Annotated in this window: 7 protein-coding genes; 1 reads left to right on the top strand and 6 read right to left on the bottom strand. The window is 64.2% G+C overall.

Annotated elements, in window-relative coordinates:
* Positions 1-66 precede the first annotated feature (66 nt).
* A complete protein-coding gene (locus FRC96_RS13020) occupies positions 67-2,211 on the top strand; it encodes a protein phosphatase 2C domain-containing protein (protein WP_146974916.1) in 2,145 nt (714 codons plus the stop codon).
* Between the two features lie 115 nt (positions 2,212-2,326).
* Here FRC96_RS13020 and FRC96_RS13015 read toward each other — a convergent pair whose 3' ends face one another.
* From FRC96_RS13015 to FRC96_RS12990, 6 genes are all read right to left on the bottom strand, one after another.
* Positions 2,327-3,424 carry an NAD-dependent epimerase/dehydratase family protein gene (locus tag FRC96_RS13015; RefSeq protein WP_146974915.1) on the bottom strand — a complete coding sequence of 366 codons (1,098 nt, stop codon included), beginning with the start codon at positions 3,422-3,424 and terminating at the stop codon, positions 2,327-2,329.
* Positions 3,425-3,514: 90 nt separating this feature from the next.
* Positions 3,515-8,386 carry an AMP-binding protein gene (locus tag FRC96_RS13010; protein WP_146974914.1) on the bottom strand — a complete coding sequence of 1,624 codons (4,872 nt, stop codon included), beginning with the start codon at positions 8,384-8,386 and terminating at the stop codon, positions 3,515-3,517.
* 120 nt (positions 8,387-8,506) lie between these two features.
* Positions 8,507-10,102: a lactate racemase domain-containing protein gene (locus FRC96_RS13005; protein ID WP_146974913.1), complete on the bottom strand. Its 1,596-nt coding sequence runs from the start codon at positions 10,100-10,102 to the stop codon at positions 8,507-8,509.
* 77 nt (positions 10,103-10,179) lie between these two features.
* A complete protein-coding gene (locus FRC96_RS13000; protein ID WP_115604052.1) occupies positions 10,180-10,863 on the bottom strand; it encodes an HAD family hydrolase in 684 nt (227 codons plus the stop codon).
* 303 nt (positions 10,864-11,166) lie between these two features.
* Complete coding sequence (locus tag FRC96_RS12995; protein WP_146974912.1) at positions 11,167-12,462, bottom strand: nitrilase-related carbon-nitrogen hydrolase; 1,296 nt, start codon at positions 12,460-12,462, stop codon at positions 11,167-11,169.
* A 261-nt stretch (positions 12,463-12,723) separates the two neighbouring features.
* Complete coding sequence (locus FRC96_RS12990; protein WP_230470218.1) at positions 12,724-13,251, bottom strand: hypothetical protein; 528 nt, start codon at positions 13,249-13,251, stop codon at positions 12,724-12,726.
* Positions 13,252-13,873: the final 622 nt, after the last annotated feature.

Here is a 13,873-nt window from a genome sequence, read left to right as displayed (position 1 = left end):
CCCAGGGTGTGGCAGGCTGCGCGTCGAGAAGACCAGCTGCCGGCGTAAGTGCCCAGGACGAATGGTATGCCCCTGAGTGAAACGGTCTGCCCCGAATGCGGAGAGCCGACCCGTGACGATGATAGCTGCCCGATCTGCGATCGGGCGACCGGTGAGATGGCGGCGTTTGGTGCGCACTTTGCCTCTCCCGGCCAAACCCTCGACATCGTGGTGGAGGGGCGCCATTACGGTCGCGAGGAACTTGGCGAGGTCACCCTTGTGGTGCGCGTCGACGAGGTGCTCGAAGAGTTCGACGGGCGGCGAGTTCTGGTGGCGAGCGCGGTGAGCGCGTCGGTCTCGGGAGTGGATCTACAGGGGGATGATGCGCTGGCGTTTTTGCATCCGACCTATCTGATTGAAGAGACCACGCGGCCCCGTCCTCGGCATGACTCGTGGCCTGAAGAGGTGCGTCGGCTCGTGCGCGCGCCGGTGTTTCTGGAGCGTGAGGGCAACCACACCCGCTCGGTCTTTGTGGACAACGTGGGCGTCTCGGTGGGCGACCTGGTGGACCTGGTGCGCGGGGAGCTGGAGTACGAGCAGGTCAAAGCGATCTTCGGTTCCGTGGCCGAGCTCTTTCGAAGGCTGCATCGCGCCGGCTGGGTGCACCTGGGGCTGACGCCCTGGAATGTGCGCGTGTTTGATCGCGGCAGCGAAGACGGCTTTCCGCGTCTGTTCATCTCGCAGTCGCTCGGTCAGGTCTTTGAGGCGCCGGAGCCGGCGGAGATCACGGAGCCGGAGTCAGGCAACCCCTTTGAAGATCGGGGGGCGACGGTGATTGAGCTGACGCCCCTTGCGTTCTCGGCCGAGGAGATCGCACGCGCCGCCGAGCTGCGCGATAAAGGCGAGACGGCCAGCGAGGATCGGGGCTTCTATGAGCCGACCTACGACTCCTCGTCGATCTCGGAGGTCATTGAGGACGACGAGCCAGAGGTGGGCACCTCCGGACTGGAGATCGACGCGGTCCTCGACGGCATCGACCGCCTCTTTGAGAAGGGCAAAATCGACGACGAGATCGCGGTAACGCCCGGTTTCTCGGCCCCCGAGCTGCTCAGCGGTCTGGGCAGCAAGGACGGAGAGTCGGCGGACATCTTCGCGCTGGGGATGCTGCTCTATTTTCTGGTCTCGGGGATGGTGCCGCCGGCCTCGGTGTACACGCGTTACGCGCCGGCGATTCCCGCACGAAACTTCCGCCCGGGCTTCCCGCCGGGGCTGCAGCCGGTGATCTCGCGCGCGACCCGGCCGCACGCCGCCGATCGCTACGACAGCGTCGAGGCCATGCTGGACGCCTTCTACGAGGCGTGCGAGGCCATTGAGGCGCGCGTACGATCGCGCGAGTACGCGCCGCCGGTGATTCGCCTGGCGAGCGACACGCACATCGGTATCGCCAAGCGTCGTCGCAACCCGACCAATCAGGACAGCGTCTTCTCGGCCGCTTCCGAAGATGGTCGCTTTGCGCTGATCGTGGTGGCCGACGGGGTCTCGACCGCGAGCTACGGCTCCGGTGATCTGGCCAGCCGGGCGCTCGCCGAAGAAGCCGCGCGGGTCTGGGAAGATGCGCTGCCGACCTACCTGCTCGAGAGCCAGGTCGATGAGACGCGCATCATTCATCAGATCCTGGGGCGCGCGAACCACCGGATTGTGGATCATGTGAACCGCACGTATTCACCCTTTCGAGGAAGCCCCCACGAGGTGATGGGCTCCACAGCCCTGGTCGCGGTGGTGCTCGATGGGGTGGTGACGCTGGCGGCGCTGGGCGACAGCCGCGTGTACCTGCAGCGGGGTGCGGGCCTGGAGCAGATGACCGTCGATCACAACCTGTGGACGCTCTCGATTAAGGAAGGCGTCGCCGCCGACACCGCGTTGGCGATGCCGCATGGCGAGGCGCTGGCGCGCTGCATGGGCACCTTCGTGATCGAAGAGGCAAAGCTCGTGGCGGTCGACCCGCAGCCGGATCTCTTCCGCTTCCGGGTGATTGAGGGCGACTCCATGTTGCTCACCACCGACGGCCTCACGGACTTCGGTGGTGCCAACCTGCTCGCCGCTGAGGACAACATCCTGGCGATCATGCTCGCTGAGCCTGACCCGGCGCTGGCGTGCCTGGAGCTGATTTTGCTGGCCAACCGCGGGGGCGGTGGCGACAACATCGGGCTGTCGATCGCGCGCTTCTACTAACCGTCGACGAGCCGCCTCAAACGATTGCGCTCTCATGCGAAAAAGCGCGCCTCCAATCGCGGAGGGCGCGCTTTTTTGTGCGTGTCAGTCCCGTATCGACGAACTTAACGCGGTCTTAGCTCTCTACGCCGGCCTTGCGGCGCAGCTCCCGGGCATACTCAAGCGTCTCCGAGGGCACCCACTCGGCAGGGGGCTCCTCTCGGTGCGAGGGGGCGCCGGCGAAGTCGGGGTGATGCTCGCGGATCCACTGCACCGTGTCACGAAGCGTCAGCGTGATGGGGCGCGGATCAAAGCCCAGCTCGTCTTCAGCCCGGCTGCTGTCGATGTACCAGAAGTGTCGCGCCATCTCGATGCTGGCCGCGTCCAGATCGCCTGCCGGCGCGCCGGCTTCCTGCAGCGCGCCCAGCAGCTTGCCGCCGAGTCTGGCGAGTTTGCCGGGCACCGGGAGGCGAGGGGCGCTCAGCCCGGTGATGTCGGCCAGGTGATCGAAGAAGGCCGCCAGCGTCAGGTTGCCCGCGCCCAGAAGATAGCTTGAGCCCGGTTCCGCGCGCTCCATCGCCGCGATGAAAGCCGCGGCCGCGTCGCGCACATCGACCAACGAGAGCCCGCCGGGCATCACCCCGGGAACTTTTCGTTTCATGAAAAGCACGACATCGCCGGTGGAGCTCTCGCGCCAGTCTCCTGGACCGAGCAGCAGGGTGGGGCGCATCAAGACCACCGGGAGGTTGTGGCGCTTCTGGTAATCCACACACACCCGCTCCTGGTAAATCTTGGAGAGGTAATAGGGCCAGTCGCGCACCACATGTTCGGCGTAGGGGCTGGTGTCGTCAGCTACAAAGGAGGCGTCGCGGCTTACCCCGACGGTGCCGCTGGTCGAGGCCACGACCACCTTCTCGATGTCGGTGTCGCTGGCGATGAGCGCGTCAAAGAGCCGACGCGTGCCTTCGACGTGAAGCGCGTACATGCGGTGGGCCTGGCTGCGATCGCGCTCCACAAGGCCGGCCAGGTGGTAGACGCGGCTGACACCTTCGACGGCGGCGTTGAGCGCGTCGGCATCGTCGAGGCTGCCCTCGACTTGCGCTACGCCCAGCGCCTCAAGCTCGGCGTTGTGGCGACGCGTGAGCACGCGCAGATCGCTGTGGCCCGCGGCCAGAAGCTGGTCGATGAGATGTCGGCCCAGAAAGCCGGTTCCGCCGGTGATGAGTGTGGTCATGGGTGCTCTATCGTATTGATTTTGTTCGGAAATTAAGAAGGCGCGGCCGCAGGTGGCGGCCGCGCCTTAAAAGCGACGGCGTCGCCCGAATCAGAGGCGGAAGACCGCCGAGAAGCGCATCAGCAGGTCGGGGTCATTGGTCTTGATGACCCCGTTCATGAACTCCTCCATCGAGGGGACGTAGCTCTCCTGGACGATCTTGCGGAAGATCTCCGGGGAGGTTTTGACCACGCAGTCGGCGTGCCCCGAGGGTTTGGTGTTCTGGATGTTGCAGGTCTTCGGGTCGACGGTGATCGTCCACTTGTGCGAGTCGAAGTTGCCCAGGCTGAAGTAGAAGCTCACGGGGCTGTCGACCTGGTTCTCGGCGAACTTCGTGTTGAGCTCGTGGAAGATTGGCGAGAGCTGGTCAGCCTGAGCTTTAGCCTTCTCGGCGTTGCCGCCGCCGGAGGCGGCGAGCCCCAGGGCGGCGACCGCGTCGCGGGTGCGCTGGCTGATGGCGTCGAAGCGGGCTGTGGGCGACTCGGCGTCGATGTTGGCGCGAAGCTCCGAGGCTTTGAGCACCGGCCCAATCGTGACCTTGAGCTTGCGCGAGGTCGGCGAGGGCAGGGCCTGCCCTTTGGGAAGCGCGCGGTGGGTGCCTTCGATCCACAGGGGCAAGACGTCGATCTGGTGGGTGTCTACCAGGTAGCCCAACCCGCGGCGGAAGGCCTGCAGCTTCCCATCTCTCGAGCGCGTGCCCTCCGGGAACATCAACAACATCTCGCCACGGTGCAGCGCCTCCGACGCGCGGCCCAGCGAGCTCTCCAGGGTGCCGGAGCGCTCCACGGGAAGCAGGTTGGTGAAGTTGCCAAAGTAGGTCTTACGCGCGGTGTTTTTGAAGAAGTAGTCGGCCGCGGCCAGCGCGCGGATATCCTGCCCGAAGTCGCCCAGGGCGTACTTCACAAGGCCCATGTCCAGGTGGCTGGAGTGGTTGGCGACCACGATGACGTTGGGGTTGTGGTAGGGGATATGCGCGCGGCCGAAGACCTCCACGTCGAAGAGGCGCTCGTAGGCGTTCATCTGACCGTTGTAGAGCAGATCTTTGACCATACGCTGCACGGCCGGGGGCACGTCGTAGGAGTCCACGCGTTCGAGCACCGATTTCGGTTGGACGACCAACTCGGTGGAGCTCGCCCCACCATCGAGGAGCTCCTGAAGCTCGCCGACGGTCTGGATCGTGGCAAGCGTCTCGGCGCTGACGTGGTGGTCCCGGGCTTCCAGGATGGAGGCCAGCTCCACAAACATCAGGCTGTCAAAGCCCAGGTCGTCGAGCAGGTGGGTGTTGTTGTGGATGTGCGACGCGTCGTAATCGGCGAGCTTGCCGAGGACCTTGTCGAGCCAGCTCCAGGTGGTGTCTTCGACCTCGCCGCGGTCCACCGCTTCGAGCTCTGCGGCCATGAGGCGCTCGAGGATCTTGACGACGTCTTTGCGCTTGATCTTGCGGGTGGCGGTGCGGGGGAACTCGTCGTTCCAGAAGCGCAGCACCTGCACCCGGGAGTGGGAGGGCACGCGCGCGCCTTCGACGCGGATCCACTCGCGGATGGCCGACTGCATTGTGGCGATCTGCTCGGCGCGGGCGTTCTCGGGAAGATCGGGGCGCACAAGGCACGCCACGCGCTCGGAGCCCTTGCCGTCGGGCAGCCCGACGATGGAGAGCTCCAGGGCGTCGGGGCATTTGGAGTAGATGTCTTCGAGCTCGTCCGGGTAGCAGTTCTTGCCGCCGGCGGTGACGATGACTTCTTTCTCGCGACCAACGATGGTGAGGTTGCCGCGGCGGTCGAACTTGCCGAGATCACCGGTGTGCAGCCAGCCGTCTTGCAGGGCGGCGGCCGTCTCGTCGTCGCGTCCCAGGTAGCCGCGCATGACGTTGGGTCCGCGGGCGATGACCTCGCCAACGCCTTCGTCGTTGGGGTCTTTGATGTCGACCTCAATGCCTTCGAGGGCGCGACCGACGGTGCCGGGCGCCAGCCCGCGTTCGGGACTGTTGACAGTGAGCACAGGCGCAGCTTCGGTCAGGCCGTAGCCTTCGTAGAGGCTGAAGCCCAGGCCGTAGAAGGTCTCCAGGATGTTGACCGGGAGCGCGGCCGCGCCGCTGATCATGTAGCGCAGACGCCCGCCAAAGGCTGCGTGCACTGGCGAGAAGAAGGTCGAGCCGAGGTTGACGCCCCACGTCTCGCGCAGGGTGGTGTTGGCCTTGAGCATCGACTCCAGCGCAAAGCGCAGGGCCGGCGGCGCGTCGCTGATGCGCTGGTCAATGCGGCGGTGCAGAAGTTGCCACAGCGCCGGCACGCCGATGAGGGCGGTGATGCGGTTATGCGTCATCGCCGTGGTGAGCTCGTCGGCGTTGACCTCCTCCAGGTAGGTGATGGAGGCGCCTCGCGAGAGGGGCATAAGGAAGCCGCATGCGAACTCGAAGGTGTGGTGCAGAGGCAGCACACTCAAGAAGCCGTCGCGCTCGGTGATCTGGAAGGTCTTCTGCAGGCTGTTGAGCAGGTGAGCGAAGTTCTGGTGGGTGAGCATCACCCCCTTGGGAGCTCCGGTTGTGCCCGAGGTGAAGATCAGGCTCGCCAGGGGCTGGCCGTCCTCCTCGGCACGCATCAGCTCGGCCAAAAGCGGGTCGTCGCCCTCTGCGGGCAAGAGCTCGACGGCGGCGGTGTCGCTGGTCGCAGCGCTGGCCGTCTCGCTGAGCTGCGCCTCGTCGGGCAGCCCCAGGCTGTAGATCTGCGCGAAGGTCAGCGTGCGCGCCGGGATGCTCTCGCTGAGGAGGGTCTCTCGGAGCTCGGCGCCCAGGCGCTCATCGACGGCCTGGCTGAGTACAATCGCCCGCGCTCGCGCGGAGCGCGCGATGTTCACGATCTGCTCGGTGGTGCTCGCCGAGTCCACCGGCACGGCGATGCCGCCAGTCTTCAGGATGCCGAAGTAGGTCATGCCCCACTGCGGGCGGTTCTCCGAGATGAGCAGGCAGGTGTTGCCCGGGCCGACACCCACGCCGCTTAACACGGTGCAGGCGCGCTCGGCGCGCTCTTTGAGCTCCCCGTAGGTGTAGCGCTCCACAATCGCGCCCGACTGATGCTGCAGGGCCACGCGCTTTGAGAAGTTCGTGGTGGAGGCGTCGAAGAGCTCCACGAGGTCGTCGTAGGTGTAGACCTCGCGGTTGCGCTCTTTGAGCTTGGCTTCCAGCGCCGGGTAGCTGTGGCGAGCGAGGCCCGGGATATGCGTCTGGATCCAGTACTCGCGCCAGTCCAGGTCCTGAATGCGGCTCCCGTAAATCGGGCGCTCCGCCGGGCTGAGCTTCTGCGAGAGCTCTACGATGTTGCCCGCCTTAAAGGTCAGGCGGTTGTCGTAGATGAAGGGGAAGAAGAGCTCAAAGATCTTCTCGGTCGTCGTGGCCATGGCCTCGACGCTTTTGAGCGACTTGTTGACGCCTTCGATGGCTTTGCCCACACCGCCGAGCTGTTTGGTGGGCAACTTCTTGAGGAGTTTGCGCATGCCGCCGACGGTGCGCTTGAGCCCCGGCGCGGACTGCCGGTCGAACTCTTTGCGCTCGACCACCACCGAGTCCATCGACTTGAGCACGAGCTTCTTCCAGCCCGGGGTCTTCACTTCGCGGTCGATGACCCGGCGGTTGCCCAGGGTGGAGAGCTCCACCAGGCGCGCCACCGAGATTGGGTTTAAGTCGGAGGAGCCCAGGTGATAGACGTCGTGATGCTGGTCGGTGAGCAGCGCGGCGGTGATGGCGAGCATCGCCCCCGAGACGAAGTCGACCGGGATGACGTCGAGGTTGATGCCCTCGCGCGTGGGCACAAAGCGGTGCCCCTTGTACATCATAAAGCAGATCGGGGCGGTGGTGTTGATGCCCTCGTTCCAGCCCTGCTGGGGGAAGCTCACCGCGCTCTCGATGATCGCCGGGCGCACAATGGTGACTTTAACGCCGCGGGCCGCAGCGTCGGCCAGGATGCGCTCACCAAGGCTCTTTGTGTAGGTGTAGATGTTCGGCCAGCCCCAGAAGGCCGCGCGTTTGCGGCCTTCCATCGACAGGGTGCGGTCGACCCATTTGACGCGCTCACGCTCGCAGGCCGCGTCCAGCGCGCCCCGGTCGGCGGGGTTGAGGTTATGCTTTTTGAGGAACTCGCGCGCCTCCTGCACAAAGCGAACCTGGTGCTCCTGGTCGCGGGAGATGTCCTCAAAATGCTCAATGAGCTTGAGGCAGTCGTCGATCTCGCGGGAGTGGTCGTAATCCAGCCCCAGCTCGTCGACTTTGGGGTAGACCTGCGGGCCGGGGAAGATCTCCGGGCTGGGTTTTTCGGTGTTGCCGGCCACAAAGCAGGTGGAGACGTGCATCAGGCGAGCGCGGTTGTCGCCGAGGGCCAGGAAGTCGAGGGTGAGGCGCTGGGAGAGGGTGTTGATCTCCAGCGCGTTCTTGAGGTTGGGGTTGAAGTTGGTCAGGCCCGCCGAGTTGATGAAGACGTCGAGCTGCGAGGAGAGGGCGCGAGCTTCGTCGTCATCAAGGCCGAGGTTGGGACGGCAGATGTCGCCGTCGATCACGCTGACCTTCTCGTTGAGAAACTCCAGGTAGCCTTCGTCGCCGTAGACTTCGCGAAGCGGGTCGAGCGCGCCGGAGGGCACCACCTCGTCAAAGAAGCGCTCGGTGGCGCTCTGGGTGCGGCGGCTGCGCACGAGCACATAAAGCTGATCGATGTCGGGGTGATTGCGCAGCAGCATCACCATGACGACTTTGCCCAGGAACCCGGTGGTGCCCGTCAGCAAGATACGTCGGCCCCGGAGCGACTCGCCGACTTTGAGCATCCCCTCCAGGGTGGGCTCATCGAGGGTGGCGGGTAGCGCGTAGCCGTTGGCGCCGTTGGCGTGGCCGTTTTTCGGGGCGCCATTCTTGATGGCGGGGGTGTCGTTGGTATGCGTCATGGCAAAAACCTGGGTCGACAATGGCTGGCGTGCTCGGGGGCGCGCAACTTCCAGAACGATGAAACGCGTTTAGCGAAAGACGGCGTGCGTCAAAACGTGCGATAGAACCGTTAAACGTGTTTAACGAACGTCGGCGATCACAAAGGGCGGGTGGTGCATCACGGTCAGGTCATGGTCGGGGCCGTGGTGCTCGGCGGCCATCTCCAGGGCCTCGTCCATGGTTTTGGCGCTGAGCCAGCCCATGCGCGCGGGCACGTGGTCGTTCTCGGCACCAACGACGACGACGCGGCCGACGTGATGCTGGCCGTTCTCGGCCCAGTACCACATGTAGAAGGGGTGCACGCCGTGGTAGGCGTTCCCGCGTCGGAACATCTCGATGTAGTTGGGGTTCTCGGCGAACTCCTTCTCCCAGCGCTTGCCCAGGGTCTTGGAGCAGCGGGTCTCGGGCAGGCAGCGGTTGAAGAACTCGATGTAGCTGGGGTGGTGGTCCGGATCGAACTGGTCGTAGCAGGGGTGCGTGATGATGAGCGTGCCGCCCTTTTTCACGATCGGTTTGCCCCGGTACATGTTGAAGAAGTAGCCCAGCGCCATCACCCGCACCAGGAGCGGGTTCATGATGGAGTTGACGTTGTAGGGGCTCTCAAAGGGGATGCCCCAGACGACCACGTCGGACTGGCCTTCGACGGGTACGGCGTGCTGCTGCCAGCATTTTTCGAGCGTCTTCTCGTGCACGGCTTCGGTGGCGCCGGCAAACACCCCGACGAGGCCGTAGTCGGCGGGGACCTTGTGAAAGAAGTTACGCTTGGCTGCGCGCGGCAGCTGCTTGAGCGTCCACTGCATCGACTTGAACTTGAGCTCGTCGGCCGTCGACCAGTCGTCTTCCGGATCGGCCAGAAACTGAAGCTGGTCGTCGTACATCTTGTTGTTGAGCGCCGTCTCGATGTGGAAGACGTTGAGCTTCTCGTTGATCATCCGCCCCATGCGCTCGTTGCTGCTGTAGAGCGCGCTGTTTTTGGGGTCCATGTAGGAGTCGGATTTGAGGATGGTCTGCGGGTTGTGGTGGTACTGGATCGACTGGTAGCCGGAGAGGCCGGTGCCGATGGATTTGAAGCCGCCGTTCATGGGCACGTAGTTGACGTTGACGTAGATCAGCAGGTCGCTCTCGGCGGCGCGGCGCACGATCTGGACCTTCTCGCCATGATCGGTCTCGCCAAGGAAGACCATGTTGTCTTCGTCCTCGGCGTCCATGTTGTAGAGGCGCTCGGGATAGTACTCCTTAAAAATCTCCGGCCCCACCATGCGCTTGATCTCGCCCTCGGTCATGCGGCGGTGCAGCGCGAGCGCGACGACCATCTCGACGTCTTCGACGCCGTGGTCCGTGAGCATCTGCAGGACGATCTCGAGGACCTTCTGGCGGATGTCCGGGGTCTTCATCGGGGGCAGCGGCACCGAGATGTCATCGATGGCGATGGTGACCTTCATGCCCGGTTTGAGCTGCGCGTAGAGCGGCTTGACGTCGCCCTCCGGGTGGTTGAGCGCGTAGCGGATGGCCGCGCCCTGGTTGTCGATGGGCTTCATCGGCTTGTTCGCATAGACCACACGGGTGCCCGCCGGGAACTTATGCGTCAGAAAGTCCTCGCCATAATGCAGGTAGAGGGGGCGCGAGTCTTCGGTGAGGTAGCGAACCGGGTTGTAAGGCTTTGAGCTGTCGGACATGCCAGACCTTCCGCAATAAAGATGTATGAGGAGCGCCGCGCGTCAGGAGGTGACGTGGCCGGCGTTTTTCATCGAGATCAGTCGAGGTTGAGCACCGGCCAGTCGTAGGCGCGGGCCGTGGTGCGCATCTTGAAGTCGGGGTTGATGGCGCAGGGGTTACCGACCACCGAGAGCAGCGGGATGTCGGAGCCGCTGTCGGCGTAGGCAAAGGAGCGGTCGAGATCGTAGCCGTGCTCCTCGGCGTAGCGGCGCACCCAGAGGGCTTTGTTGGCGCCGGCGATCATGGGTTTGAGCAGGCGGCCGGTGGCTTTGCCATCTTTGATCTCCAGGCGGTTGGCCACGAAGTCTTTGCAGCCCAGAAAGTCCGCCAGGGGTTTGGTGATGACGTCGAGGGCGCCGGTCACCAGGATCTGGTCGTGGCCCTGACGTTTGCTGCGATCGACCAGGCTGTGCGCGCCTTTGAAGATGTTGGGCTTGATGACCTTCTCAAAGATCTCTTCGCCGATGAGGACCAGGCGGTCCTCGGTGAAGCCGGCGTAGTTTTTGTAGAAGGCCTCATTGAAGACGCGGCGGTCGAACTTGTCGGCGATCCAGTAAAGCGGAAGGCTTGCGAGCAGGCCGGCGGTCTTGCCGATCTTGTCGCCCATCGCCGGGCTGTTGATCGCGTAGTAGGCGTAGGCGTGCACCACGTTGGTGCGGATGAGCGTGCCGTCGACGTCGTAGAACGCGGCGGTGCGGCGAGTGTCGCTATGGGGTTCCATCTACAGCCACCTGACTTCGGGTCCAACCTGGTTTGCAAAAGACCGGCGTCCGAGAGGTTCGGGCACACTGCCGGTTATCGGGAGGTGGGCTTTATGGGGAGGTGTGAGCGATGTCAAGACGGCCTTTGGCATGACTGGTGAGTCACGCCGAAGACGGCCAGAAATGACGCGCTGCGGCGTATTGGCGTCGGTGGCAAGGCGCTGTGTGTGGCGAGTGGAGGTGACGCGTGAGAGCCAGAGAACAACGCCCCGCTCAGGGGCTTCTGAGCGGGGCGAGTCGTGTGGGTTATTCGGGAAGCAGGCTCACTCCTTACGGGAGCCTTCTTCTTCGCCCACATAGGTAATCTGCTGGGCGGGCGCCGAGCCCAGCGCGCGCGGTGAGGCGTGGTGCAGGGCGCGGCCGGCCGAGGGCGGGGTGGTGCCGCGGCCGGTAGAGATGTCGACGCCGGGATCGACGATGACCTGGGGCTCAAAGTCCGGGGCCGCCGCCCGGCTGATAAGCTCGCCATACTCCTCAAGGCGCGAGGTCATCTGGAATCCCCAGGTGTCGCGGACCTGACGGCAGTGGTTTAAGTCAATCTCGCTGACCAAAAGCCCGTCGCGGGTGCGGGAGAGCCCCGGGGTGCGGCTGCCGTCGGGGGCGGTCACGTAGCTCGAGCCATAGAAATGACCGAAGTCATGGTGGGCCGGGCGACCGTCGCCGGAGGTGAATTCGTTGGGGAAACTCTCGGTGCCGATGCGGTTGATGGCGGCGGTAAAATAGTTGTTGGCGATCGCCGCGCAGCGCGCCTCAATGCCCCAGAGGGGCTCGGAGAGGGCGCCGACGGTGGCCGAGGGGTTGAACACGATCTCGGCACCGTTGAGCCCGAACATCAGCCAGTTGAGCGGGTGGTGGCGCCCGTAGCAGATGTTGACGCCGACCTTCCCGAACTCGGTGGCGAAGACCGGGTGCCCGGTGTTGCCTTCCATGTAGTAGGTCGACTCGTTGAAGTCGCCCACGCGCGGGATGTGGTTTTTGCGGTGCACGCCGATGATGTTGCCGCGGTTGCCGATCACCACCGCCGTGTTGTGGATGGTGCCCCCGTGGCGCTCATCGCGCTCCAGGATGGGGGAGACGATGACCATGTTGTAGCGGCGAGCTAGAGTGGCCAGAAAGCGGGTGGAGGGGCCGTCGACCGGCTCGGCGAACTCCAGCCAGGGCTCCTTCTCGCGGGTGCAGAAGGCGAAGGGCATCGTCCAGGCTTCCTGCAGACCGAGCACGTTGGTGCCCATGGCGCCGGCGGCGTGAATCAGCTGCTCGGTGCGGGCGCGCAGCGCCTCGTACTGCGTCTCGACCGGGGCGTCGGTGGGCTCGACGATCTGCGTCTGAATCACACCGACGCGCACCACGCGCGGCTCGCGGCGCTGCTCGCGTTTGGCGCGGAAGCGGTAGGCCGCCACGTCAAAGTCGTACTCCTCGGCCAGGGATGCGGCCGCCTCGGTGAGAGGGATGGCCTCGGGGAGGTTGCCGTAAAGGATACGGAAGGCCTCGGCCTGGTCTTCCTCGGGAAGTTTATGAAGAAGACGCTCCAGGCTCTCGATCTCGTTGGGAGTGCTCATCGCTTCACCTCGCAGGTAAGGGGTTGATGGTCGATGGGGCTATCAAAACACTGCAAAAAGGCCCGTCGCAGCGGGGCGACGGGTTAACGTACGGCGTTCGAGCCGCGGGTTGGGTGTGGCTCGGCTCGCGCAGCCTAGCGCACTCCGACGCAGAGCACGAGGGGAGCCGATGACCCAGCGTGAGGGGCGAACACAAAAACGCCGCGCACCTCCGGGGAGGCGCGCGGCGTTTCACTTCGATCAAGCTCCGGAGCAAAAGGCTCAGAGGTTCAGCGAGCCCTCGGCGTTGGCCAGCGTGAAGCGGGCCATCCCTAAGTTGGCGCGCTCCCGATCCACCGCCAGGTAGAGGAAGATCTCCGGGTGGCTCTGCAGCGGGCGGATCAGGTGATACTGGTCGGTCAGCGTGATCAAAATATCTTCAATCGTGCCTTCCAGTTTCAGAGCTTTCATGGCGCGGTTTTTCGACTTTACCACCTCGGTGTTGGCGGCGACGGCGACCTCGATATTGAACGTATCGGACCCGCCGATCGAACCCATGACCATGCCGCTGGCGCTGTTTCCGACGGCGCCGGCGATGAATCCATCAATGGTGGAGAGTTCTTTGAGAGCGTCTTCTACGGGGTTCGACATGGGTACTTCCTTTTCGTCGTTGCGTTGGGATGAACGTGCGTGGGTTGGGTTGAAGTTTGCGTTGATGCTTTGCAGGGCCTCGCCGGGGGAGCGGGGTGTGGGTTCGCTACGCGTGGTCTTGATGGGCTCTTCCTCAAGCGCGAGCTCCTCGTCGGACATCGGGTCACCCAGACGGTGGGGAAAGACCGGGCCGACGCGAACGTCTTCGGGGTCGTTTGAGGGCATCTTCCCGGGGGGCTCGAGCGGCAGCGCGCGCAGTCGACCGTCGTCGGTCGATCCGGTGGAGGTGCGAGAAGTGTCTTCCGGGGTGCGTTTCATAGCGGTGGTTCTCACAAAAGGTTCCCCAGTCTGGGTGGTGGGTTGCGCTGGAGGTGGGCCCGGGCAACGTGGCGACTATCCACGATCCCTCGGAGCGGGTAAAGAACGGTCTGTAAAGTTTTGTATTCCTGTGGGTGAAAACTATTTCACCAGCTGAGAAATGTGCGAATTATGCATTAAGGGATGCTTGAAGGGGGCGAAGAGCGCAAAGTTTGCAGGGGGTTCAGGTCAGTGCGCTACCGCCGAGAGGAGATTCAGCGGGCTGAAAGCGATCGCTCAGATGGGGATGGCCGGGAAGGGCATAAAGGGGGGAAGGCACATCCATGGGTGAGCGGACGCTCACCACCAGGCATTTAGTCACGGCCCGGAGGAGGGAAAGCTTTGTCGGAAGATTTTTTGGAGAGGGCAAAGTCGCTGGGGCGATATCCTGGCGTCCGAGGTTGAACCTATATGAGTGTTCAGG

It is taken from the genome of Lujinxingia vulgaris (assembly GCF_007997005.1).
In the GTDB taxonomy this organism is placed as follows: domain Bacteria; phylum Myxococcota_A; class Bradymonadia; order Bradymonadales; family Bradymonadaceae; genus Lujinxingia.
The sequence above is the reverse complement of the archived record's forward strand: the minus strand, read 5'-3'. Positions and strand labels throughout refer to the sequence as shown.

Excerpts from the sequence above, each read along its gene's own strand:
- FRC96_RS13020 (WP_146974916.1), top strand. The coding sequence starts at position 67 with ATGCCCCTGAGTGAAACGGTCTGCCCCGAATGCGGAGAGCCGACCCGT.
- FRC96_RS13015 (WP_146974915.1), bottom strand. The coding sequence starts at position 3,424 with ATGACCACACTCATCACCGGCGGAACCGGCTTTCTGGGCCGACATCTC.
- FRC96_RS13010 (WP_146974914.1), bottom strand. The coding sequence starts at position 8,386 with ATGACGCATACCAACGACACCCCCGCCATCAAGAATGGCGCCCCGAAA.
- FRC96_RS13005 (WP_146974913.1), bottom strand. The coding sequence starts at position 10,102 with ATGTCCGACAGCTCAAAGCCTTACAACCCGGTTCGCTACCTCACCGAA.
- FRC96_RS13000 (WP_115604052.1), bottom strand. The coding sequence starts at position 10,863 with ATGGAACCCCATAGCGACACTCGCCGCACCGCCGCGTTCTACGACGTC.
- FRC96_RS12995 (WP_146974912.1), bottom strand. The coding sequence starts at position 12,462 with ATGAGCACTCCCAACGAGATCGAGAGCCTGGAGCGTCTTCTTCATAAA.
- FRC96_RS12990 (WP_230470218.1), bottom strand. The coding sequence starts at position 13,251 with ATGTCCGACGAGGAGCTCGCGCTTGAGGAAGAGCCCATCAAGACCACG.